12 protein-coding genes are annotated in these 24,977 nt (G+C 62.0%); 7 read left to right on the top strand and 5 right to left on the bottom strand.

All coding sequences use genetic code 11. The annotated features are described in order from the left end of the window. The first annotated feature begins 54 nt into the window (after positions 1-54). Positions 55-2,613, top strand: a complete 2,559-nt coding sequence (locus D0N36_RS01495; RefSeq protein ID WP_116939290.1) for an FdhF/YdeP family oxidoreductase — start codon at positions 55-57, stop codon at positions 2,611-2,613. 320 nt (positions 2,614-2,933) lie between these two features. Here D0N36_RS01495 and tamL read toward each other — a convergent pair whose 3' ends face one another. After that, the gene (gene tamL / locus D0N36_RS01490) at positions 2,934-5,378 is read right to left on the bottom strand and encodes a translocation and assembly module lipoprotein TamL (RefSeq protein WP_116939289.1); all 2,445 of its coding nucleotides are present in this window, start codon (positions 5,376-5,378) and stop codon (positions 2,934-2,936) included. Between the two features lie 137 nt (positions 5,379-5,515). Beyond that, positions 5,516-10,732: a translocation/assembly module TamB domain-containing protein gene (locus D0N36_RS01485; RefSeq protein ID WP_116939288.1), complete on the bottom strand. Its 5,217-nt coding sequence runs from the start codon at positions 10,730-10,732 to the stop codon at positions 5,516-5,518. 482 nt (positions 10,733-11,214) lie between these two features. Between D0N36_RS01485 and D0N36_RS01480 the strand changes: the two genes are divergently transcribed. The 6 genes from D0N36_RS01480 (at position 11,215) to D0N36_RS01455 (ending at position 22,265) form a co-directional block, all read left to right on the top strand. Next, positions 11,215-11,658: a CBM20 domain-containing protein gene (locus tag D0N36_RS01480; protein WP_116939287.1), complete on the top strand. Its 444-nt coding sequence runs from the start codon at positions 11,215-11,217 to the stop codon at positions 11,656-11,658. After that, complete coding sequence (locus D0N36_RS01475) at positions 11,627-13,945, top strand: 4-alpha-glucanotransferase (RefSeq protein WP_190242469.1); 2,319 nt, start codon at positions 11,627-11,629, stop codon at positions 13,943-13,945. Before D0N36_RS01480 ends, D0N36_RS01475 begins: the two co-directional genes overlap by 32 nt. Before the next feature lie 535 nt (positions 13,946-14,480). Beyond that, a complete protein-coding gene (locus D0N36_RS01470; RefSeq protein ID WP_116939285.1) occupies positions 14,481-18,509 on the top strand; it encodes a T9SS type A sorting domain-containing protein in 4,029 nt (1,342 codons plus the stop codon). A gap of 183 nt (positions 18,510-18,692) precedes the next feature. Further along, entirely contained in the window at positions 18,693-18,908 is a 216-nt protein-coding gene (locus D0N36_RS01465) for an FAD-binding protein (protein WP_190242468.1), read from the top strand. 35 nt (positions 18,909-18,943) lie between these two features. Further along, the gene (locus D0N36_RS01460) at positions 18,944-19,648 is read left to right on the top strand and encodes an NAD(P)/FAD-dependent oxidoreductase (RefSeq protein ID WP_190242467.1); all 705 of its coding nucleotides are present in this window, start codon (positions 18,944-18,946) and stop codon (positions 19,646-19,648) included. Between the two features lie 109 nt (positions 19,649-19,757). After that, positions 19,758-22,265: a DUF5686 and carboxypeptidase-like regulatory domain-containing protein gene (locus D0N36_RS01455; protein ID WP_116939283.1), complete on the top strand. Its 2,508-nt coding sequence runs from the start codon at positions 19,758-19,760 to the stop codon at positions 22,263-22,265. A gap of 63 nt (positions 22,266-22,328) precedes the next feature. On the opposite strand, the gene D0N36_RS01450 is transcribed toward D0N36_RS01455, so the two are convergent. From D0N36_RS01450 to D0N36_RS01440, 3 genes are all read right to left on the bottom strand, one after another. Further along, positions 22,329-23,099 carry a cyclase family protein gene (locus tag D0N36_RS01450; RefSeq protein ID WP_116939282.1) on the bottom strand — a complete coding sequence of 257 codons (771 nt, stop codon included), beginning with the start codon at positions 23,097-23,099 and terminating at the stop codon, positions 22,329-22,331. 156 nt (positions 23,100-23,255) lie between these two features. Continuing rightward, positions 23,256-23,912, bottom strand: a complete 657-nt coding sequence (locus D0N36_RS01445; RefSeq protein ID WP_116939281.1) for an alpha/beta fold hydrolase — start codon at positions 23,910-23,912, stop codon at positions 23,256-23,258. A gap of 116 nt (positions 23,913-24,028) precedes the next feature. Further along, the gene (locus D0N36_RS01440; RefSeq protein ID WP_116939280.1) at positions 24,029-24,883 is read right to left on the bottom strand and encodes a DUF4382 domain-containing protein; all 855 of its coding nucleotides are present in this window, start codon (positions 24,881-24,883) and stop codon (positions 24,029-24,031) included. Positions 24,884-24,977: the final 94 nt, after the last annotated feature.

Below are 24,977 nucleotides of genomic sequence, written 5' to 3'. Positions count from 1 at the left end.
GCGACGCTACTGCCCGGCTTGCCTACCCATCCCACCTTTGCTATCTGCCTTCCCATGGAAAATTCTCCCGCCACCGACCCAACCAAAACCGGCCATTCCAACGAACAACAGGCCGACCACGCGCCTAAAAGCGGCGAGCGGCCCGACCAGGGCGCGGCCCCGGTGGCCGATAACTACAACCCCACCAACCGCAATACCGTGCCTGACCCTATAAAAGCGCCCGACGTAGTCAACGCCAAATACCAGCACCCCATTCTGGCCCAGCCGCCCGAAGCCCTGACCGGCCTGCGCCTGGAGCCGCGCCAGACGGTGGCCGCCGGCGTAACGGCAGTTATCAAAAGCATGTCGTTTAGCTGGGGTGAGGGTGGCCTCGACCGCGGCACCCGGGGCCTGCTGAACATGAACCAGAAGGAAGGCTTCGACTGCTCGAGCTGCGCCTGGCCCGACCCCGATGGGCACCGCTCGTTTGCCGAGTTCTGCGAGAACGGCGCCAAGGCCACCGCCTCTGATGCCGACGACAAGGCCTGCGGACCCGAGTTCTTCGCCCGCCACAGCCTGGCCCAGCTCTCGCAGATGACCGACCGCGACCAGAACAACGCCGGCCGCCTCACCCACCCGATGGTGCTGCGCCCCGGCGACAACCACTACAAGCCCATCGAGTGGGCCGATGCCTTCCAGCTGATTGCGACCGAGCTGAACGCGCTGGCTTCGCCCAACGAGGCGGCGTTCTACACCTCGGGCAAGGTGCCCAACGAGCCGGCCTTCTTGTTCCAGCTCTTCGTGCGGCAGTTCGGCACCAACAACCTGCCCGACTGTTCCAACATGTGCCACGAAAGCAGCGGCGCGGCCCTGAGTACCACCCTCGGGCTGGGCAAAGGCTCGGTTACGCTCAACGACATTCACGAGGCCGAGGTCATTATGATTATCGGCCAGAACCCGGGCACCAACCACCCGCGGATGCTGAGCGCGCTACAGCTGGCCAAGCAGAACGGGGCCAAAATCATCAGCGTAAACCCGCTGATTGAGGCCGGCCTGAATCACTTCAAGAATCCCCAGGATTTCATGAATCCGCTGAAGGCCCTGGGTGCGCTGCTGGGCAACGGCACCGTAATTACCGATGTGTACCTGCAGGTGCGGGTAGATGGCGACATGGCCCTGCTACGGGGCATCATGAAGCATCTGCTGGTGGCTGAGGAGCTGAACCCCGGCCAGGTGTTCGACTTCGACTTCATCAACCAGTACACCAAGGGCTACGAGTCGGCCATTGCCAACATTAAGGCTACGAGCTGGGAGGATATTGAGACGGTGAGCGGCGTATCGCGCGCCGAGCTGCTGGAGGCGGCCAACCTGCTGGCCAACAAGAAGAAGATTATCATCTGCTGGGCCATGGGCCTGACGCAGCAGCGCCAGGGCGTCCAGACGATTCAGGAGCTGGTGAATTTGCTGCTGCTGAAGGGGGCCATCGGTAAGCCGGGGGCCGGCACCTGTCCGGTGCGGGGCCACTCCAACGTGCAGGGCGACCGCACGATGGGTATCTGGGAGCAGATGCCGCAGAGCTTCCTCGACAAGCTGGGCGCGGAGTTCAACTTCACCGCGCCCACCGAGCACGGCCTCGACGTGGTGGATACCATTAAGGCCATGCACCGCGAGGAAATAAAGGTGTACTTCGGGCTGGGCGGCAACCTGCTGGGTGCCGGCCCCGATACCGAGTACATTGCCGAGGCCATGCGCAAGCAGAACCTGACCGTATTCGTGGGTACCAAGCTCAACCGCGGCCACCTGACGACCGGCAAAACCAGCCTGCTGCTGCCCTGCTTCACGCACTCCGACATCGACATGCAGAAAGGTGGCCACCAGATGACCTCGTGCGAAAACTCGATGGGCGTGGTGAGCCAAAACAAGGGCGTGCTGGAGCCGTTGCGCGGCCAGATGCTGAGCGAAGTGGCCATTCTGGCCGGCGTGGCCATTGCCACGCTGGGCGAGAAGATTAACATTGCCGACTGGGTGGCCATGACGGAGAACTACGACGTCATCCGCGAACATATTGCGCGGGTGATTCCGGGCTTCGAAGGCTTCAACGAGAAGCTGCGGCGGCCCGGTGGTTTCTACCTGCCCAACGGCCCCCGCGACCGGAACTTCACCACCAAGGACGGCATGGCGCACTTCACGACTACCGAGTTGGAGCGCTACGAAGTAGGGGCCGACGAGCTGATTATGATGACCGTACGCAGCCACGACCAGTTCAACACCACCATCTACGACTACAACGACCGGTACCGGGGCGTGCATAACGAGCGGCGCGTGCTGTTTATGCACGAGCAGGATATGGCCGACCGCGGCCTCAAGGCCAAGGACCTCATCGATATTACCAGCCACTTCGAAGGCCAAGACCGCACGGTGGAGAAGTTCGTGGCCGTACCCTACGACATTCCGCGCGGCAACGTGTCGGCCTACTTCCCCGAGGCCAACCCGCTCATCCCCATCGGCAGCGTGGCCAAAAAGAGCAATACGCCCACCTCAAAATACGTGCGCGTAACCGTAGTGCCCACCCGCAAAATCACCGGCGCCCCGGTAGAGATGCGTCTGGAAGCGGAAGCGGAAGCGAAAGCCTGAGCTGTTAGCTGAAAAACGAAGAAGGTCCCGCACTTGGTTGAGTGCGGGACCTTCTTCGTTTAGGGGATGATGAGTCTGCCTGAACGAGAGTTGTTTAGAAAGTCAAGTTGCGAAGGACAGTGTAGGGTGCGGGGCTTGCCTCCGCCCGCCATTGAACGGTGCGCCTGAACATTCGGGTCTGGTCTTCAACTGCTGTGGTCGGATTCATTCAACGGTTCCGGGCAACGGCGGGCGGGGACAAGCCCCGCCCCTACACCGGGCTAGCAGACTACTCCGCAACTTGGGTTAGCAAGCCAACAACTCTCAGCCAAGAGCTCAGATTAGAATGGGTAACCGATGCCGATGTTCAGGCGGACGGATTTCAACTTATCCTCGGAAAACGTCGGACTCTTCCTGAACTCGAAGTTGTAGCCCGGGGGCACCGGAATTTCCGGATTCTTCCGGACGTCGAAATCGGTGTTGGCGTAGGGGTAGCGGATGGGCACGGCGGCGTCGAGGCGGATGACGAAGAACTGCACGTCGATGCGCAGGCCCACGCCCGCGCCCACCGCCAGCTCCTTTAAGAAGGAGTTGATCTTAAACTGCCCGTTTTTGCCGTCGGGGTTGCCGTTGGCATCGTAAGTGGCGCGGGCTGGGTCGGGGTTCACCAGCCAGATGTTGCCCGCATCCACGAACACGGCCCCTTTCACGTACGGAAACAGATCCTGACGGTACTCCACATTGCCTTCAATCCGGATGTCGCCTACCTGGTCGTAGAAGCCACCGTTGGAGTCGTTTGCGGGCGTGCGGTAGGTACCGGGGCCGATGCCGCGGGCGGCAAAGGCCCGCACGCTGTTGGGGCCGCCGATGCCGTACTGCTTCAGGTAGGGCAGCACGCTGGAGTTGAGGTAGGGAATACCCGAGCCAATGAGCAGGCGGGCCGCTATTTTGTTGCCGCTGGCCGGGTTGACGGACGTGCGGTAGTAATTGCGCAGCTCCAGGTTTACCTTGGAGTACTGCGAAAACTCCCGCCCAAACAATTTGTAGGCCTGCTCGCCCGTATCGGTGTCTTCCTTGGGCGCCCCGCTCAGGTTTTTGAACAGGTAGGCCAGGTTACCCGACAGCTCTAGGCCGCCACTGAAGTAGATCTGGTTGCGGCGCTGCTCCAGCACCTGCTGGTTGTAGGTGTAGGTGTAATTGCTGCCCAGAATAAACTGCTGGCGGAAGCTCTGGCGCAGGAAGGGCTTATCGTTAAGCAGCTGCTCGAACACGCTTTCGGTGTTGCTCAGGCGCACGTACTGCAGGTCGATGGGCTGCAGGCGCTGCTCGTTGGTGAGCTTGATTTTCCAGGTGTAACCGTAGCCCAGGTTGAAGACGTTCTGCTGGAAATACTGAGTGCGCAGCACGTATTTCGCGCCCGCCTCGAAAAAGGTGCGGGGCTGGAAATCGGAGTTGCGCAGCCGGATATCAAAGGGCGGCGTAATCAGGCGGGGCACCAGCAGCTGGGCGTCGATGCCGTACTGGGTGGAGGTAACGCCCGACAGGGCACCTTTGCCCGTTTCGGCCGAGGCCTGGACGTTGATAAGTAGCTGCTCGGCCCCGCGCAGCGCCGAGCGGTTGCGGTACTGCACCACCACGGCCGGCCCGGTAAACAGGTTGGAGGTGTTCATCTGCACCTCGGCCCGAATCGACTTCTTGGGCACCTGCGTCATGCGCACAATGGCGTTCAGAAAGCCGTACTGCAGTGAATCGGGCTTGTTGCGGGCGGGCCGGAACTGCTGGTCGACGAAGCGGAACGTGCCCAGGCTCATCAGGCGGCTCAGCGTCTGGTCGGCGCGGCGGCGGCGGTAGAGGCTGTCGGGGTACAGGAACACGGCATTGGCAATGGCCTTGGCCTTGAACATCGACTCGTCGGGGTAGTAGCGGTAGCCCCGGTAGTTGATGGGCGTCTGGTTGGTGGTCGTGTCCTGCAGGGTGTAGTCGGTGTTGAGCACGATGCGGTTGAGCACGTAGGGCTGGGCCGCATTGGCCGGGATGCTGCCCTTCACCTTCAGGTACACATTCAGCTGGTTATCCAAGGTGCTGTCTACCTGAAACAGCAGGTAATCGGGCGCGAAATAGTAGTAGCCCCGGTTCTTGAGCTCGTTGTCAATCCGCACCCGCTCGTTCACGAACGTCTGCAGGTTGTAAGGGTCGCCCACTTTCAGCAGCGAGCCAGCCTGCGTGGCCCGAATGTCGCGGTCGAGCAGCGTGTCGCGCTCGGGAAAGAAGATTTCCTTGATGCGGTACACCTGGTTCACGCGGGCCTCGTAATCGACCGAGGCCGTGCGCGTTTCCAGCTTGATGTTGGCGCGCACCTCGGGCTTGAAGAAGCCGTCGTTATTGAGCCGGTTGAGCATCAGGCCGGCCACCTTGGCCGTATCTACCGCGCTGAACAGGACCGGCTCCTCGCCGTACTTGTTGGCCAGCCAGTGGCCCAGGCCCTTGGTTTTGCCCACGCCCATGTTCCAGAAATACAGCTTAGGCCGCATCCCCAGAATGGAGGCATTGGGCTTGGGTGCAATTACGGCCTCCAGCTCGGCCTGCACCACCGCCTCATTCGGAATCGGGGTTCCGGTATTGGATTTGAGTGTAACTGTGCTGCCGGTGTACAGGCGGGCATCGTCGGGAATAAACTTAAGGCCGCTGCACCCGGCCAGCCCGGCCAGCAGCAGCCCCGCCGCCAGCCGGCGACCGGTGCGGATAAGGCGGGAGAATGAGGGGCGGTGAGGTTGAAGTTGAGGCACGGGTGGGAAATTCGTTATCACAAGAAACGTCATGCTGAGCGGAGCGAAGCGGAGTCAGGCATCTCTGTCGCGATGCTAATCCTGTCTTATGGATTTACTTGTTGCGGTAGAGCTGCTTCGACTCCGCTCCGCTTCGCTCAGCATGACGTTCTTTTTGGTTCGCTATTTAGTGCTTGTTGCCGGCCGGCCACCCGCGCCGAGTCACGGCGCGGTAGGGCGGTGGTGGTTTTAACCGAGTCGGCAGCGGCTTTCTCTTCTTCTTTCTGCTCTTTACGAATTACCTTATTGCGCTGCTTCACGTCTTTGTCGATGCCTTTGAACAGGTCGGCAAAGTTCTGGTAGTCGCGCTGATAAATCAGGGAAGCACCGTTGCGCACGTATTGCCCGTCAATGTCGCCGTAGGCGTTGTTGCGGTAGGCGCGCAGGCGCAGGCGGCCATTGGCCAAGATGTCGTACTCGACGCTCACGTCACCGGAAAACTCGCTGGTCTTCTGCCCGGCTCCGCCCGCCGTACGGTTGCCGTTAGCCAGCGGCACATCGGTACCCAGGCGCACGGTTACGCGGTCGTTGAACAGCTGGCGGCGCACGGCCACGTTCAGGTCGGTGCGGGTTTTTTCGGAGCCCGACGAGAAGTCGGCCTGCGAGTTCACGCCCAGCTCGATGCCCAGGTTGGAGAGGTAGGAGCCGGTGAGCTTGTTGAGCTGCTCGGTGAGTACCTGGCTGGCGCTGCCCCGTAGCTGCTCGGCCACAATGCTGCCGCCGCTGCTGGCAAACGGGTTTTCGGCCAGGAAGCGGTTGAGCACCAGCAACGAGAACACCTGCTTGTTCAGCTCGTCGGTCTGGCTGGGCTGGCGCAGCTGGGCCAGACGGTTTTCAATCTGCGTACGCAGCTCCGAGCGGGAATCTTCGGGCAACCGGATATCGAAGCTGATGGCCGGCTTGAGCAGCGAGCCGTCGACGTTCAGATACACGTTGAAAGGCAGCGTGTTGCGGGCCGTTGATTTCAGCGTTTCGTCGCTCATGCCCTGGCCGGCCAGCAGCTCGGCCGGCGCCGCCTTGGCCACATAAATGGCCGACACATCGGCAATGCCATTATACGGGTCGCCCGACCAGGTGATGGTGCTGCCCTCGGCAATCTGGAAGTCGCGTTCGGTTACGTCGTAGAGTGAGAGGTGGTAGCTGCCGCTTTTCACCGCCAGCCGGCCGCTGAGCGTAATGTTACCCGCCGGGTCGATGGCCGTGTTGAGCGTACCGTTGGCCCGCACTTTCAGGTTGTCGCCCGAGGCTTCATCAATAATAATGGTAAAGGGCGTCTCGTCGGTAACGGTGATGGTGGCGGCAATGTCGTAGCCGGCGGCCGTTTTAGCCGAATCCTTCAGGGCCAGCTGCCGCAGCAGCATGGTGTCAATTGGGGCGCTCTTGTCCACGAACTCCACGATGCCGTCGGTGCTTACCTTATCGGCCTCGTCATTGGGCACGGCCACGAAGAAGTTCGAGCCTTCCTCGACGCTGGCCGTAGTCCGGATTTTCATCAGGTTCAGGTCGCCGGTAATGCGCGACTTCGAATCGACGATGAGCTTGCCCCAGAACAGCGGGTTGTTGCGCTGGGTGCTCTGCACGGCAATGAAGTCCTCGGTAGTGGCATCGAGCCGGAAGCCGTAGTCCACGAAGTTCTGGGTGAGCACGTAGCCATCCACCACGGCCCGGTTCTGCAACGAGTCCAGAATCACGAAGTCGTTGAGGCGGATGCCCTGCTCATCAAACGTCAGATCCTGGCGGGGCAGCGTGAAGGGCGCGCCGAGCTGGCTGAGCGTGAAGCCGGCCTCGTTAGTAGTCAGCTTACCGCGCACCTCGGGGGCTGCGGCCGTGCCGGCAATGGCCAGCTGGCCGCTGAGGTAGCCGGTCGTTTCCCGAATCTCGCCCAGCGAAAACGGCTCGACAGTGCCCAGCGCAAAGCGCGCTACGTCGGCCTGCATATCCAGGGCGCCGCTGGCCAGGTAGTCGCCGCTCACGCGCACGTCGTTGTTGTTGGGGCCGCCCGTCAGGCGCAGGTCCACGTTGTAGCGGTCGGCGGCGGGGTTGCTGGCTTTCAGGGCGAGGTCGCCGAGAAGGGTTTTACTGTAGGCCAGCCCGCGCAGGCTGGCATCAGCCGTAAAGCCCATGTTTGGCTGGCCCAACGACTTTATCACGGCCTGGCCATTGAGCATGCCGCCCACCAGCGAGTCCTGGAGGCCGCCGGCAGTAGCCAGCGCGTTCAGGTCGAGGTTGCTGAACTGAGCCTGCAGCGGGTAGCCGGCCCCTTCCAGGGTCTGAAGGGCAACCAACTGGTCGCCCTGGCTCAGGCGCACGTTTTCGGCCCGAATGGCGCCGGTGTTCACGTTGTAGCGCACCTCGTTGCCGGGTTGCACGGCCCAGCGCTGGTTATTGAGCACCAGTTTAGGGTCGAAGCTGAACCCGTAGGTCGTGCCCCGCTCATACACCTGCAGCACGCCGCCCAAATCGAGGTTCACGGTGCTGTCGTTGCGGGCAATGCGCAGTTCGGTGCCCACCTTGTTGTCGGCAATGCTGCCCTTCAGGCTGGGGTTGGGCAGGTTGAGGGTGGTGTCCTGGGTAATCTGGTCGAGCCGTAGCGCATAGTCGAGCTTCTGGGGATCCGACGATACCGCGAAGCGCAGCGAATCGAGCTGGTAGCCGGCGTATTTGATGCGGCCAATGCGGGTATTCAGGCGCAGGTCGGCCTCGCGGCTGTCGAAGCCGCCGGTAAGGGTGAAGGGCGTGAGCTGCTGCAGATCGGGCACAAAGGCACTGAACACCTTGGGCTCCTTCACCTGGGCCTTGAACGTGAACTGCCGGTAGGGCCCGCCGGGGCGGTACTGCACGCCGGGCAGGGCGAAGTAGCGGTCGATGTGCTGCTCCAGGGCCGTTACAATATCGCCGAGGCGGGTGTTGCCGCGCAACGTCAGGTCGGCCACCGAGCTGGCGAAGTCCACCTCGGTGCGGCCGGTGCGCTGCACAATGCGCCCGCTCACCGAGTCGAGCACGAAGGGCTTACCGTCGCTGACAATGGCAATGCGGTTACCCGAGAACGTGCCGTTGATGGTGTTTAGGTCCGAGCCGCTTAGGCTGGCCTTTAGGTCGCCCTGCACGCTCAGGTTACCGCCGGTATAGAAGCCGAGGGCCGTGAGGTTGGCCCCGCGCAGGTTCAGCCGATCCACGGTATAGGTGGGGTTGGAGGCGTTGCGCAGGTCGATGGTAGCCAGCAAATCGAGGTTGAGGTTGGGGTCATCCTTGCTGCTGGCGTCCACCACGTAGCGGTTACGGTCGATGTCAACCTTGGCCACGATGCCGCGGTAGGTGTAACCGTTGTAGGTAGCGCGCTGCACTTTGGCGTTCAGCTGGCCGCGCAGCTGGTTGGGGTCGAGGCCGCCGCGGCCGTTGAGCGTGCCGCTGGCCGTTACGGTACCGATGCTGGGGTCGCCAATCAGCTTGCCCACGTTCAGCTGCTGGGTACTGAACACGGCCCTAATCGGCTCCTGGCCCACGGGGCCCGCGCCCACGTTCACCTGGGCGGCTAAGTTGCCGTAGGTGGTGGTGGCCTTCAGATTGGTATCGAACACCAGCGCCGTGGGCCGGCCCTTAAACGTGCCGCTCACCTTTATCAGGGGCGGCAGCGAGTAGCCAGCCGGAATCGTGCCGCGCGGTACCAGGCTCCGGATGTCGGCGTTGGTGGTGACGAACTTTTTAATGTCGAGGTTAGCGTAGAGGCGGCGGTCGGTTTCGGGCAGGCCCTGAATGCGGCCGCTGGCCACCAGCTGGGTATTGCGCAGGCCCACGACCTCCAGGCCCTGAATGCGCAGGTTGCCCACCCGGCCGCCTACTTTGCCGCTCAGCAGCACCGACTGGTTGGGACCAGTCGTGAAGGGCGGCGTGTCAATCAGTTCGGGCGCCAAATACAGAATGTCGCGGAAGCCGAGGCGAGTGTCGCGCAAATCGGCTTCCAGCTGCAGGTTGGCCAAGTCGTCGGTTAGGGCATCGAGGCTCTTGTACTGCATGGCCAGCGTGCGCCGGATGCGGGTGTGGGGCGTCACGAGGTCGAGGTTGTCGAGGCGGGTCTGGGTCGAATCGAACACCACATCGGCCTGGGCGCGGGTAACGGCAAAGCCGCTCTGTTCCTCGCCCGAAAGCTGCGTAATGCGGCCGGTGGTGCTGTTTTCCGAGTAGCGCAGGTTCTCGGTGTTCAGCGTGAGGTTGCTGAACTTGAGGTGGTTGTAGTCCATGCCCCGCACCCTGGTTTTCTGGCGCGGCTCGTCGAAGTTGTCAAACGCCACCTCCACCCCGCTGATGTCGGACTCCTTGAGCGTGACAATCCAGCTGGCCTCCTGGTTGGTGGCGTTTTCCACCGACTTATTGAGGTCGCGCACGGCTTCGGCAGGGTTGATAACGCGCTGCTCGGTAGGCACATCCTCGTTCTGGGCGTAGGCAAAGGTGGTGTTGCGCAGCGTGAGCTTGTTGAGGGCCACGCGGCTGTTAATCAGGTCGATATTGTCGGCCGTTATCTCGGCCTCGCCGATACGGGTGTTGATGTACTGGGCCGAGGGCTGGTTGCGGTAGGTGAGGGCCACGTTATCGAGCCGGGCCTTACGCAGGCCGAACTGTAGCGCCAGGGCCGCCGTGTCGGTGGGCGAATCGGGTGGCACCTTGGTTTGCACGAAGCGGATGGTCGTGTTCTTCAGGGCCACCTCGTTCACCTTGTAGATAGAGTTATCCACGTCTACCTCGTCCATGCTCAGGGCCAGCGCGCCCACTTTAGTACGCAGGTCGAGGCCGTCCACTGCATCCTTATAGGTAAGCAGGATGTTGGTCAGCTTGGCGTCGCCGATATCGTAGGTGAAGCCCGCGCCGGTAGTGTCGGCGGCCGTGGGGGTCACGTTGGCCGTGTCGCCGGTGGCGAAGGCGTTGAGGATGAAGTCGTAGTTGGAGATGCTGTCGGGCTCGGTGCGGCTGATGGCAATCCGGCCATCGTTCAGCTCCAGGCTGCTGATTTTGATTTTCGACTTGAGCAGCGCAAAGAGGTCAATGTTGACCCCCAGATGGCCCACCGACACGAGCGTGTCGCCTTTTTGGTCGGCCAGATACACATCGTCGAAGCTGATGGTATTGCGCAAATCGGAGCGAAACTTGCCGATGCGCACGTCGGTCTGCAACTTGTCGCGCAGATACTTCTGGGCCTGGTTGGCCACGAAATCCTGCCCTGAAGGCGTCTGAACATATAAAAACAGGCCGACCAGCAACAGCAGAATCAGCCCGACAAGCCCGAGCAGGGCATAGAGGATACGACGCAGGTAAACCGGCAAAGGACGAAAAGTAGAGGTCGGAGAAGATGCGAGGCCCGGAGAGGGCAGCAGATTGGAACCAGCCGGGGATTTTCCGCAGTTGGCCAGCCGTTAAGTCAGCCAAACGGGAAAAGCGGGCGTCGGGTTGGCCGGATTTGCCCGGTGGAAAGTTCAGTCTGGCATCGGTTTTGGCCTGGCCAGGAGAGCAAGGTAGCGGAACTTTGGTTGGCCACTTCGCCCCAGCCCACTATTGAGCGCGACCCGGCAACCCGGTATCGGCCCGTAATCCGGCAGTCTGCCTGCGCGGACCTCGGGCCGGCCGGAAGTCGCGGTTTTCCGGCCCCTGTCAACCGGGCACCGCCCGGCCGATAATGCGGCATTGGCGGGATGGGTCGCCGCACTTTTTCGGGGCACAATACGCGGATTTCCGGACCGAAAACCCGCCGCTCCAGCCTATTAACCTGTATCTTGCGGGCCGGTTTTTTACCTGACTACGCTATCCGATGATTCTTCGCTTTACCCTCCCTTACCGCACCGAACCGGGCCAGCGGCTGGTGGTCTGCGGCTCGCTGCCTGCCCTGGGCCAGTGGGCTCCCGAGGCCGCCCTGGCTTTGCACTACGATGCTGCCTCCGGCCACTGGAACCGGGAGCTGGAGGTATCTGCCGACCAGTTGGCCGGGGCTACCTATAAGTACCTGCTGCTCGATGAGCGCGACGGCGGTCGGCACTGGGAGTGGGGCCCTAACCGCGAACTGCCCACTGCCGTCGCCCCCTTCGGCCGGCTGGTGCTGGCCGACTGGTGGCGCGCCCCGGCCCAGCCCGAAAACGAGCTGTTCACGGCCGCCTTCACCGAAGCGCTGTTCCGCCGGCCGGCCCCGGCTGCCCCGGCTGCCCCCGGCTGCGGCCGGCCCGGCCGTGCGCTTCCGGCTGGCAGCCCCGCGCGTTGAGCCCGGGCAGCAGCTGTGCGTGCTGGGCTCCGATGCGGCCCTGGGCGCCTGGGACGCTGCCCGCGCCGTGGTGCTGTCGGATGCCGACTACCCTACCTGGACGGCCGACGTAAAGCTGACCACGCCCGCGGCCGAAACCCGCTACAAGTACGGCATCTGGGACGCCGGCACCGGCCAGGTCGTGGACCTGGAAGCCGGCGACGACCGGCTGCTGGCCCCCGAAACCAACCCGCAGACGCTGCGCGTACTCGCCGACAACCAGTACCGCCACCCAACCGCGCCCTGGCGCGGGGCCGGCGTGGCGCTACCCGTGTTTTCGCTCCGCAGCCGCCAGGGCCTGGGCGTGGGCGAGTTTCCCGACCTGAAGCTGCTGGTGGACTGGGCCGTGGCCACCGGCCTGCAGATGGTGCAGGTGCTGCCCATCAACGACACCGTGGCCACCCACACCTGGGTGGACAGCTACCCCTACGCCGCCATTTCGGTGTTTGCCCTGCATCCGCAGTACCTCAACCTGGAGGCCGTGGCCGAGCTGCTCGACCCGGCGGCCCGCCAGGAGCTGGCGCAGCTGCGCGATGAACTGAACGCCCGCGACTTCGTGGACTACGAGCCGATGATGGCCGCCAAGTGGCGCTTCATCCGCCAGCTGTACCAGCAGGAGAAAAAGGCTTTTCTGGCCGATGCTGACTTCCACGCCTTCCGCGCCGAGCAGGCGGCTTGGCTGGTGCCCTACGCGGCCTTCAGCGGCCTGCGCGACCGGTTCGGCACGGCCGATTTCAGCCAGTGGCCCGCCGAGTACCGCACCCCAGCCCAGGTGGAAGCCCTTACGGATGAGACCAGCGCCGATTTCGACGAGTTCGGGCTGTTCTTCTTCCTTCAGTTTCACCTTGATAAGCAGCTGCGCGAAGCCGTGGCTTACGCCCGCGAGCGGGGCGTGGTGGTGAAGGGCGACCTGCCCATCGGCATCTACCGCCACTCAGTGGACGCCTGGACCCAGCCCGAGCTGTACCACCTGCACCAGCAGGCCGGTGCCCCACCCGACGATTTCTCGACCACCGGCCAGAACTGGCGCTTCCCGACTTACAATTGGGAGCAGATGGCCCTCGACGGCTACCAGTGGTGGCAGCAGCGCATGGGCCACCTGGCCCGCTACTTCGACGCGCTGCGCATCGACCATATTCTGGGCTTCTTCCGCATCTGGGAAATCCCGGCCCACTCGGTGGAAGGACTGCTAGGCCACTTCTCGCCCGCGCTGCCCTTTTCGCAGCAGGAAATTGAGCAGCGCCTAGGCTGGTTCGATTACGGCCGGCTGTGCGAGCCCTACATCCGCTGGCACGTGGTGCAGGAGGTATTTGGCGGTCAGGCGCAGGCCGTATTCGACGAATTCATGGAGGAAGCCGGCCACGGCGCTATCCGCCTGCAGGAGTTTGTACGCACCCAGCGCCAGATGGAGGCCGTTATCAACGACAAGCTGGCTGCCGACCCGGCCCAGACGGAGTACTACCGCTGGCTGCGCGCCGGCCTGTTCGGGCTGGCCAACGAGGTGCTGTTCGTGCCCGACGACCAGCAGCCCGACCACTACCACCCGCGCATCACGCTGCCACTGAGCCGCTCGTTCCGGGAGCTGGACGAGGCCACCCGCCCGCGCCTGGAGGCCCTGTACCACGACTTTTTTTACCAGCGCCACGAGGGTTTCTGGCGCGAGCAGGGCCTCACTAAGCTGCCGCCGGTGCGCTGGGCCACCAACATGCTCATCTGCGGCGAAGACCTAGGCATGGTGCCCGCCTCGGTGCCCGGCGTAATGCGCGACCTGGGCATCCTGGGCCTGCACATCCAGCGCATGCCCGCCGACCCCACCACCGAGTTCGGCCACCCCGACACCGCGCCTTACCTGAGCGTAGTGAGCCCCGGCTCGCACGACATGAGCACGCTACGCGGCTGGTGGGAGGAAGACCCGGCCCGCACCCAGCACTTCTTCGAAACCACGCTGGGCCACCATGGCCAGCCGGCCCCGGCGTTCTGCGAGCCCTGGGTGGCCCGCGAAATACTGGAGCAACACCTGTACTCGCCATCCATGTGGGCCGTTTTCCCGCTCCAGGATGTGGTGGCCCTCAGCGCCGGGCTACGCCGCGAGGACCCGCTAGCCGAGCAGATCAACGTGCCCAGCAACCCCACCCACTTCTGGAAGTACCGCTTTCATCTGCCGCTGGAGGAGCTGGCCGCGCAGGCAGGGTTCAACGCCGAGGTGCGTGGGCTGGTAGAACGGAGCGGCCGGCAGCAGGGGTATTAACGCTGCCTAAGCAATCTGCTCGACGGAACATTAGCGCCGCGCAATTCACTCGCCCCCAACAAACCTCCTCCGGTTTTTTGGGGGCGAGTGTAAATAAAATAGCGGTCAGACTTGCACGTGCGATTATTTCAGAGGCTGGTAGAGGGCAGAGAAGAGGTGCGGGACAAGGAAGCCATACTTCGCAATCCGAATAGGATTATATAATTTTATGATTATAACTATATTAAATAAGATGTATCTAATTAAATGGTAGTCCTATCAAAATTTCGCCAAACTCCTCGCAACCTGACAGACTTGCTGGTTTTATGGGTTTCTACACTGCTCGGCGAAGCCCTTTAAGCGCAATGCGTTGAAATAGAAATTTTTTGATATAAAAAATTCATCCGCAAACGAGCCGATTCATCGAGCCAGACACTACGTTGACCGAATAAGAAGGTTACATTTGTCGCCTGTAGGGTACTTTTGTCCGGCTCAAATACTCGCCTTAGCCAACTGTTCTCCTGTGTCCTCCGAAACTTTCACTTCTTTTCGTTTCATGAAAACACTCTTACGATTAACATTGCTGCTACTGCTGTGGCTGACTGTAGCTCGGCCCGACGCTCTGGCCCAGAATGCCGGCACCGCTTTCTCCTGCGACGGCACGTTCTACCAAGTCCGGCAGATTGGCACCGGTGCCACAGCCTTTTCGGCCTTGTATGTAGTTGACCGATCCACTTCCACTTACACCACCAGTGTGTTCACTTTTGGCGGCACCCGTGCCAACGGCAGTTTGGGTGTGGTGGTAAACGCACTGGGCTACAACCCCCAGGACAGCTACCTATATGCTGTAACTTATCCAGCTGATAACGGGACGCCCGATCCGAACACTGGTATTCGCTTGTACCGCATTGGTCGGGGAGGTATTCAGGATTTGGGTAAAACCGACCTGCCACTGGCTCGCTATAACTCGGGCACTATCGACAAGCAGGGCAATATGTACCTGAACACGCGCGATGCGGTGGGTCGGGCCAACAATACCTTATTCCGCTTGCGGCTGTCTGATTTCAGCACTGTGCTTACCAGCCACGACGAGCTTCCGTTAGTACTGCCGAATGGCAGTCCGGCGACTGAAGAGTTTGCCGATTTTGCCCTCAACCCTAACGATAACAAGCTTTACGGCTCCAGTGAGTTGAACGACCTGTTCAGCATCGAAATTCGGGCGACAGATGCCGTACAAACTACCATTGCCCAACCCAATAGCTCCACTAAGATTGTCGGGTCGAATTTCTTCGACGTGGCTGGCAATCTGTATTCCTACGATAACGATGGCGGCATTTATTCCGTCAACATCGCTACTGGTGCCTTCACCCTGATCGGTACCGTAGACCCTGCCTCAAACAGTGACGGTGCCAGCTGCATTAACCCCAGCGAACGGGTGGATGTTGTGAAGGAGTTGACCGGCTTGGCGGTTAGCCAAAATGGCCGAACCGGCGGCAACCGCGAGACGTATTACGACATCTCCTTCGCCATACGGGTAAAAAACACGGGTACCTCCACGGCGACCAACGTACAGGTAACCGACTTCCTGGATAAAACCTTTGGCGCTCAGCCTTACACCATCCTGACGGGTCCAGCCGTAACGAACATCGGTATCAACGGTGGTCCCGCACCCACATTGGTTGCTAATGCCACTTTCGCCGGTGTTGCTCCTAACGCAAACCTGCTCACCGGTAATCGGTCGTTGACGGCCGGTCAGAGTGCCCTGATTACATTCACAGTACGCCTGACGTTTAGCGGTAACAACCCCACAATCCCTAGTACTGTTTACAACAATTCAGCCTATGCTTCCTCTACCAGCGGCTCGGGTAACCAAGGAAGTATCAAGCTGAGCAATGGCACTATCCTACCGCCCGGTAACCTGCTGGCCCAGGATGAGTCGACCAACTCGGGGGCTTTCCCAACTACGCCCAACGGCGATACGCCTTCGCCTACCCCATTTCGCCTCGCGCCAGTCATTCAGGGCACGGTGTTCGAAGATGTGAACTACGGTGGGGGCGCAGGGCGCAATCAGTCAACCAGCAATGGCCCAGGTGCCTCGGCTCGGGTAGAGTTGTACAGCGTGAGTACTACTGGTGGCGTAGACACGTACACGTTCGTGAACTCAACGACTACCGGCGATAATGGTGACTACATCTTCACAAATACTACTGGCACCAGTCTCATAGCGGCCAACACTACTTATGCTATCCGCGTGGTCAACAATTCGGTGCGGAGTACCCGGCCGGGTACCACTGCTGTTTTGCTACCAGTACAGACCTTCCGTACTGACGGTACCACGACTACATTGGTAGAGCTAACTAACCGTGTAGGCGGCGAACAGCCCAACGAAGCCGACTATGGCAACTTCACATCAGGTACCTTGCCTCTCTCGGTAGCCAGTGCCACCCAAGAGATTCAAAGTATTTCTAAGGTACTAACCCCTGATGGTGGTTCCCGTGTAGGCATAAACTTCGGCTTCAACTTCAGCACCGTTGTCAATACCAGAGACGCCGGGCAAGGCTCCTTACGGCAGTTCATCCTCAATAGCAATGCCCTGACCAACGCTGGGCTGGACCAAGATGACACCTTCCAGGCTGCAGCAGCAGGTGTCGAGTTTGCCAACTTTGTAATCCCTGACGGTACTACCACTACCAACGGTCTGCGTGCTGGGGTCGCTGCTCCCAGCGGTTACATTGCCGCCAACGGCTTTATCATCACCCTGGCGTCGGCTCTGCCGATCATTACGGATGCTAATACCAGAATAAATGGTAGCCGGATTGCCACGGGGGAGAAAGTAGCTGCGGTGGCTGGTGTTACCAAGGGCCCGGAAGTAACTATCAACTTCGCCACGTTTGGCGGCCTTGAGACAACGGCGGCCAATACCCGCTTTGTGAGTTTGGGACTGACTGGTGCCAGAGGCACGGGCGTTTCCACAACGGGTGACGTATCACAAGGAGCAGCCATCACGCTGAACGGCGCGGCCACTACTGGTTCTGTTGTGGACGACGTGACGGCCTATGAAAACGCCACCGCCGGGGTGCGGTTGGAGAATGGCGTGACGGGAGTTGAAGTCAAGAACAGCATCCTGCGTAACGGTACAAGCACAACTGGCGTGACGGGCAGCGTTACAGCTACTGACGGCTTCGGCATTGTGCTGGAAGGCGCTACTAACAATACGATAACCGGCAACACGATCAGCAATAATGCCGGCTCCGGTATTGCGCTGGGTACCGGTGGTGGCAATGGTACAGCCGTCACTAATACGGGCAACCGATTTGAGACCAATATAATTAGCGGTAACGGTGCTGGAGCAGCCACGCTAAACAACGCTGGCATCCGGATTCGCTTCGGGCAGGACAACTTGTTTTTGACCAACACGATTACCGGCAATGATTCCGACGGTATTATTGCTAACGGTGGAACCTCCGGTAACCGCTTCTCGCAAAACTCCTTCAGCGGCCATAGTGACAGCACAGACCCTGAGAAAGATCTTGGTATTGACTTGACAGCTGGACAAGGCTTCGACGGTGATGGCGTAACGCTGAATGCCAATGGTAAAACCGCCGCTTCCGGTGCCAATGGTATGCTTAACTTCCCGGTTATCTACCGGGCCTCTGTTTTCAACGGTAACCTGGAGGTAACGGGCTACGCACCCGCCGGCAGCACCATTGAGTTCTTTATTTCCGAGCAGAATCCCGCAACCTTTGGCGAAGGTGAGACTTTCCTGTTCACGCGTATCGAAGGTTCTGCAGACGACCTTACTGCCAGAACCGGTAGCTATAGCGGAAACGTAAATGGGATCAACCAAGGCAGTGAAACTAACGCGCCCATCTTCGTTTTCAGCGTCCCTATCAGCAGCTTGCCCGCCGCTCAACAGGCGGCAATAACTGCCGGTACCGTCCGCTTGACGGCCACCGCTACACTTTCTGCTCAAGGGACCTCGGAGTTCTCGGGCAATACGGCCATCCTGCCGAACACGAGGCCGCTGCCCGTAACGCTGGTAAGCTTCGGGGCCCAGGCCGCCGGCCTGAATGCCCGCCTGAACTGGAAGACGGCCCAGGAGCTCAACAACGACTACTTTGTAGTGGAGCGCAGCTTCGATGGCCGCGGCTTCGTGGCCGTGGGTGAGGTGAAAGGCCAGGGCTCGACCCAGGCAACCACTTCCTACGACTTCACCGATGCGCAGGTAGCTACCCAGGCCCCTGCCGGCCTGGTATACTATCGCCTGCGCCAGGTGGACACCGACGGTACCGCAGCCCTGAGCGAAGTGCAGGTCGTGCGCTTCCCCCTCACGGCCCGCACGCTGATTGACGTGTACCCAAGCCCTGCTACTGCTGCCCAGGATGCCAAGCTCGACCTGAGCGGAGCCCCGGCCGGCAGCTACCAGGTAACGCTGGTAGATATGACGGGCCGCGTACTGCGCACCTTCCGTCAGAACGGCGGCACCGTGCAGGAGCTGCAGCTGACCAACCTGCCCAACGGCACCTATCTGGTGCAGGTGAAGGGCAACGGCCAGTCGTTTAGCCGGCGCGTTGTCAAGCAATAGTCACTCGCTGATTATTTAGTAAGCAAGCGTCCTCCCGCCACCCGGCGGGGGGACGCTTGCTTTTTGGACTACCGCGTGCTGCCCCCCCCCCCACAACCAGCCGGCCGCTTTAGGGGTATAGGTTTCCCAGCCATACTGGCTGCTCGCGCGTTTCTCCTGTTCGCATCATCACCAGCCTGTCTTATGCCTTCTGCTTGCCGCTCCGTACCCGGCCGGGTGCCTACCGATGTCGATGTGGCCGTTGTGGGGGCCGGCAGTGCCGGGCTGAGCGCCGCGCTGGTGCTGGGCCGCTGCCTGCGCCGGGTGCTGGTGCTCGATGGCGGGCCGCCCCGCAACACGCCCTCACCGGCCGTGCAGGCTTCTTCACCCGCGACGGCACCCCGCCCGCTAAGCTCCTGAGCCTGGGCCGGGCCGAGCTGGAAACCTATAAGTCGGTGGAAATAAAGGAAGCGAAAGTGGTGGGCCTAGTGCGGTGCGGCAAGCATTTCGAGCTGACGCTGGAGGCGCCGACCGGCCACCGCAGCACCCGCACGGCCCGCAAGGTGCTGCTGGCTACCGGCGTTGAAGACGAGCTACCGCCGCTGCCGGGTATGCGCGAGCTGTGGGGAAGCGGGGTGCTGCACTGCCCCTACTGCCACGGCTGGGAACACCGCGACCAGCCGCTGGCCGTGTATGGGCGGGCTAAGCTGGTAACCGGGCTGGCGCTGCTGGTGAGCCGCTGGAGCACCGATGTGGTGGCGTGCGTAGAGGACGCGGCCAACCTGACCCAAAACGCCCGCCGCCGCCTGCGCCGCCAGGGCATTGCCGTGCGCGAAGAGCCGCTGGCCCGCCTCGAGGGCACGGCCAACGGCGAGCTGCGCCACCTCGTGTTCGAGTCGGGCGAGCCGCTAGCGCGCAAGGCGCTATTCATTCATGCCCACCAGCATCAGCGTAGTGGGCTGGCCGAAGAAATGGGCTGCCGGCTCAATGCCAAAGGGGCCGTTTGGGTGAGCAAGCAGCAGCAAACCACGGTGCCCGGCCTGTACGCGGCCGGCGACAACACGCCCGGCACCCAGCAGGCCCTGCTGGCCGCCGCCGAGGGTAGCGCCGCCGCCATCAGCATCAACGAAACCCTTACGCGGGAGGAGTGCCCCAGATAGGCCACGGCTCCCAGTACTCGCCGGGGCGGGTTGGGTTTTCCCGGCCAGGGAACCTATCTTACTGCGGCTAGCCTTATCCGGGGCCAGCTGTTTCGTTGCCTGCCTGTTTATGCGCTTTGTCATTCCGCCCGTTTTGCTGCTGCTCCTGCTTCTGATGGGGCCGGCGTGCTGGGCCCAGCGCATCAGCTTCAGTGGGCGCATTACCGAAACCAGCGGCCAGCCCGTGCCCTTTGCTTCGGTGTTTGTGCGCGGTACCAGCCAGGGCGCCACCGCCGATGAAAACGGGCGCTACCAGTTTACCCTAACGGGCGCAGCAGACACGCTGACGGCCTCGGCCATTGGCTTTGCACCGGTTGGGAAAGCCATTACCAGCGCCGCCCGCCAGACGCTCAACTTTGTGCTCGGCAGCGGCAGCGTGTCGTTGGGCGAGGTGGTGGTGCGGCCCTACGAGAACCCGGCCTACCGCATCATGCGCCGGGTAGATGCCAACCGCCGCCGCAACCAGAAAACCGAGCTTACGGCCTACGACTACGACAGCTACGCCCGCAACGAGCTGCTCATCAACAACCTGCCCGACCAGCTGAGCCGCCGCAAGCTGCTGCGCCAGATTACGGCCGTGGCCGATACGCTGGGCCTGGAGCGCGACGCGAATGGCCGGCCTGTCGTGCCCATCTTCGCCTCCGAAGTCCTCTCGCACTACTACCAGAACAACAACCCGCTGCGCCAGCGCGAGGAAGTGAGCAAAACCCAGATGCACGGCGCGGCTCCCCGCGAGGGCTCGGTGGTGTCGCAGATTATGGGCTCCTCGTTTCAGGACTGGGACTTTTACCGCAACTGGATTCGGATTGTGGGCAAGGACTTCATCTCGCCCATTGCCGAGGGCTGGAAGTTTTCCTACGAGTACGAGCTGCAGGATTCGCTTATGGTCGGCGACGACTACTGCTACCAACTGAAGGTAACGCCCCGCCGCCCCCAGGATCTGGCCTTTAAGGGCACTATCTGGATAACCACCGACACCTACGCGCTGCGCAAGCTCGATGTGGAAGTCAGCACCCAGGCCAACCTCAACTTCATCGAGCAGATTGCCGTGCGCCAGGAGCTGGCCCCCACCGAGGCCGGGCCCTGGCTGCCCACCGTCACCCGCTTCGTTATCGGCATCCGGCCCACCAAGGGCAGCACCGGCGTACTGGCCCGCATCAGCACGGTGTACTCCAATTTTCAGGTGAACCAGGCCCGGCCGCTGGCTTTCTACGACAAGCCCCTGGAGGTAGCCGCCGACGCCTACGACGTGCCGCCGGGCTACTTCGCCGCCAACCGGCCCGACTCGCTCAGCCGCCAGGAGCAGCTCACGCTGGTTGTGCTCGATACCGTGCGCCAGCTGCCGGCCGTGCGCTCGGTGATGGAGCTGGCCGATATTGTGGTGAACGGCTACTATCCGCTGGGTAAGGTTGATCTGGGACCGATTCTGGCCACGGTCGGCTACAACAACATCGAGGGCCTGCGCCTGCGCCTGGGCTTCCGCACCTCCACCGAGTGGAGCCGCGACTGGCAGCTGCGGCCGTACTTGGCCTACGGGACCCAGGACGGCCGCTTCAAGTACGGCCTGCGGGCCCAGCGCATCATCGACCGCCGACACTGGACGGTGGCCAACTTCGAGCACCGCCACGACATCGACCAGGTGGCGCTGCTCGATAACGACTACGCCCTCGAAAACCCGCTGTTCGAGGCCGCAGCCCGACTGGGCGACATCAGCAACAGCCGGCCGCTGCTGCGCGACTTAACCAGCGTGTCGGTGCAGTCCGATTTGTTTCGCGGCTTTACCCAGCGCGTGATGCTGCGCCGCCAGCAGTTCCAGCCGCTCTACCCCTTCCTCTACTACACCCAAGAGGCCCGCCCGGGCAGTCCCACCACCTCCGATTTTACGCTCTCGGAGGTGATACTGGAGTCGCGCTACGCCCGCGACGAGGTGCTGGTGGCCAACAACCAGAACCGCCGCACGGCCGTGGGCCTCAAGCGCTGGCCGGTGTTCACGGTGCGCTACACGCTGGGCCTCAACAACCTGCTGGGCTCCGATTTCCGCTACCAGAAGTTCAACCTGCTCATCGACCACAGCCTGCGCCTGGGCCAACTGGGCCGCACCACCTACCGCATTGATGCCGGCTACGTCCCGAGCACCGTGCCGTATCCGGTGCTCAAGAGCCACCTGGGCAACCAGTCGCCGTTCTACAACCCCGGCGCGTTTAACCTGATGCGGTTTTTCGAGTTCGTGAGCGACCGATATGCCGCCGTGCAGGTCGAGCACGAATTTGGCGGCTTCCTCACCAACTCGGTGCCCGCCATTAAGCAGCTCAACTGGCGGCTGGTAGCTACTACTAACCTGCTTTGGGGCAGCGTCAGTGAGGCTAACCGCAACATCATCCCCACCAACGACCCGGTTACCGGCGAGCCGCTACCGACCTTCCAGTCGCTGGGCCGCCTGCCCTATGCCGAGGTGGGCTACGGCATCGAGAACATTTTTAAAATCGTGCGGGTCGACTTCCTGCACCGCCTCACCTACCGCAACCGCCCCGACGCCCGCACGTTCGGGGTAAAGCTCAGTCTGAAATTCAGCCTGTAAGAACGACCCGCACGCCACCGTTCAATGGCGGGCGGGGGCAAGCCCCGCCCCTACGTCGTTCTATTACGCTCCCAATGCATACAACACCGGCTTGCTGGGGCTGGCATCCAGCTCCAGGCTGGTTATCTGCAGGTTGAGCAGGTAAAGGCCATCTTCAACGGCATCGGGCACGAAAATCAGTTCGGTAATAGTAGCCTGCTGGCGGGTAGCATGCGGGTATTGCCAGAACGCGTGATGGGACAGCAGCTCGCCCCCATCCTCTTCGCGGTCGACGCTGGGCAAATCCAGCAGCAGGTGCTCGATGTGGTGCTGGGCCAGGTACTCGGCCAGCGCGGGTTCGAGGTAAGTGGGGTTGGTGCCCGAGTACTGCCGGGTGCGCTTGGCGCGGTGGTTGGGCAACGTGCGTAGCACCAGGGCTTCAGGGCGCACGGCAGCATCGGGGCCACTTTCCAGCTCGCGGCGCACGTCGGCCAGCATCACCACCTCGTCGCCGTTGGGCTGGGGCCGCGGCTGCACCGATACCAGCCGGGCCACGAACATAAACCGGCGCAGGCAGCGGTTGAGCGTGGCCTCGGGCGCGGCCGAAATGTGGCCGTAGCACTCGGTATGCGTACCGTTGCCGTGGGGCGTAACGTGCACGCGCTGGTAGTTGGTGCTGCCACCCGCCGCCACGCTGCCCACGTAATCCCCCACCCGAATCACCTCAAACTGCACCGGCTCGGCCCAGAAGCAGCTCACCTGCCCCTCGCCCGGCGCCAGCGGCAGCGAAATATCCAGCGGGGCATTGGGGTCGAAGCTGAACGTGCGGCCGTGGTGCGGGTAGGTGGCAAGCATGAGTTTGGGGTGATGAAGTGGTGGGGTAAAGATACTGTCATCCTGAGCGGAGCGAAGGATCTCTACAGAAGACAACCCACACGTTAAGTCAGCTTCTGTTTAGGTCCTTCGCTCGCTCAGGATGACAGGCGGTTTCCCCTTCAACTCCTCACCCAGTCACCCCAAATCCAGCCCGTTCAGAATTCCAGCAATCTCGGGGGCGTGGCTGAGCACCATGAAGTGGCCGCCGCCTTGAATGAGGTGGTCGATGGGGCGGTTGCCGGGCGGAAACACCCGGTCGCGGGTGCCCAGCAGCTGCACGGCGGGCGCCACGCCGGTGCTATTCCAGTGCAGCAGGCTGTTGATGGCCCAGCGAGTGTAGCGCGGCTCCATATCGAGGAGGATGCGCCGGAACAGCTGGTACTCGGCCCCGTTGCGCACCCCGAAATACAGCTGCCCGGCCCTTGGAAATAGCTTCAGCCACTGCGGCGGCACCAGCCCGTATAGCCCCGAGGCCCGCACCAACCGCAGCAGCAACGGCAGACTCTGGGCATCGGGCAGGCTGCTGATGAGCACCGGCCGCAACCCTGGCCGCAGCCGCTGCATTTCCAGTGCCACCACTCCGCCAAACGATACGCATACCAGCCAGCCCGTCGCCCCGACTGGAATAGCCTCCGCCATCCGGGCCGCGTAGTGCGGCAGCGGCTCGTGGGCCGACTCGGGCGGCAGCCAGGGCAGCACCTGGCTGGCTGCGCGCAGCAGCGGCTGCAGCCGCTGAAACACCCGCTCGTCGGCTCCCAGCCCCGGTATCAGATAAAATACAGGCTTGTTCATATTGTATATGGGGTCGGATGAGGGCCGCCGACTGACGCCACTAAAATAAGCGCGCCCCCTACCAAACCGGCAGGGGGCGCGCTTATTCTGGGCAATCAGGTTAGTCCGAGGCAGGCTTACTGCAGCGGGGTGCTGCCGATGTCCGTCAGCTGGTCGTTGGTTACGGTGATGCCGGTACGGGTAACCTGCTTGTAGCTGCCCTGGTTGGCCGGCGCGGTAGTAGTGGGGAAGAACTCGACCCGGTAGGTGCCCGAGGGCAGGGCGCCCAGCTGGAAGGCTCCGGCCGCGTCGGCGGAGGTGCTGAACGTGTCGGCGGGCGTGATGGACGAGCGGATGGCCAGCACCTGGGGCAGCGCCGCGGCCGGGGTTACGGTGCCGCGCAGGCCGCCGCGAATATCCTGGGCCACTACCCGAATCACGGGCTTGAGCAGGTAGCGCTCCTTTTTGTCGTTGCCGGGCTTCCAGTTGCCGCGCTCCACAATGGATTTGGCCACGTCGAAATCGAGCAGGAGCTGGTAGTTACTGCTTTGCTGATACAGGTCCTTCTTGCTGAGCTTGAGCTTCACGCCCGACGACTGGCCGCTGGGCGTTTTCAGCTCGTAGCGCTGGCCGTCGCGGCCGGTTACGTAGCTGTCGGGGCCGAGAATCAGGCGGATTTCACGCAGATTACCCGGATCGAAATCGGAGCTTACCAGTAGCGCCGAGCGGCCGTTTACGTACTCCAGCACGTTGATGGGCTGGGCCTGGAAAGGCAGCAGCTGCCAGCCATCGGGGTTGCCTTCCTCCTTCAGATGAATCTCAATCTGGCGCACATCGAGTATTACCGCCCGAAAGTCGCCGGGCGCATCCGTCAGGCGCACTTCGAGGGTACCGGTAGATAGCGCATTGTCCGCTTTATCGTTGTCGCTACAAGAGGCCAGCGCCAGCGGCGCAGCCACGAGGGCATATAACAAAGTGCGTTTAAACAGCATGGCAGGAAAGAAAAAGATGAAACAGATGGCGTTGGTCTATGCCTACACAGGCTAGTTATTGCGGCCTTGCAACAATGTAACCAAAGTTTGCACT

This window comes from Hymenobacter lapidiphilus (assembly GCF_003417065.2).
Classification (GTDB): Bacteria; Bacteroidota; Bacteroidia; order Cytophagales; family Hymenobacteraceae; genus Hymenobacter.
The sequence above is the reverse complement of the archived record's forward strand: the minus strand, read 5'-3'. Positions and strand labels throughout refer to the sequence as shown.

Excerpts from the sequence above, each read along its gene's own strand:
- D0N36_RS01445 (WP_116939281.1), bottom strand. The coding sequence starts at position 23,912 with ATGAACAAGCCTGTATTTTATCTGATACCGGGGCTGGGAGCCGACGAG.
- D0N36_RS01470 (WP_116939285.1), top strand. The coding sequence starts at position 14,481 with ATGAAAACACTCTTACGATTAACATTGCTGCTACTGCTGTGGCTGACT.
- D0N36_RS01495 (WP_116939290.1), top strand. The coding sequence starts at position 55 with ATGGAAAATTCTCCCGCCACCGACCCAACCAAAACCGGCCATTCCAAC.
- D0N36_RS01480 (WP_116939287.1), top strand. The coding sequence starts at position 11,215 with ATGATTCTTCGCTTTACCCTCCCTTACCGCACCGAACCGGGCCAGCGG.
- D0N36_RS01450 (WP_116939282.1), bottom strand. The coding sequence starts at position 23,099 with ATGCTTGCCACCTACCCGCACCACGGCCGCACGTTCAGCTTCGACCCC.
- D0N36_RS01455 (WP_116939283.1), top strand. The coding sequence starts at position 19,758 with ATGCGCTTTGTCATTCCGCCCGTTTTGCTGCTGCTCCTGCTTCTGATG.
- D0N36_RS01465 (WP_190242468.1), top strand. The coding sequence starts at position 18,693 with ATGCCTTCTGCTTGCCGCTCCGTACCCGGCCGGGTGCCTACCGATGTC.
- D0N36_RS01440 (WP_116939280.1), bottom strand. The coding sequence starts at position 24,883 with ATGCTGTTTAAACGCACTTTGTTATATGCCCTCGTGGCTGCGCCGCTG.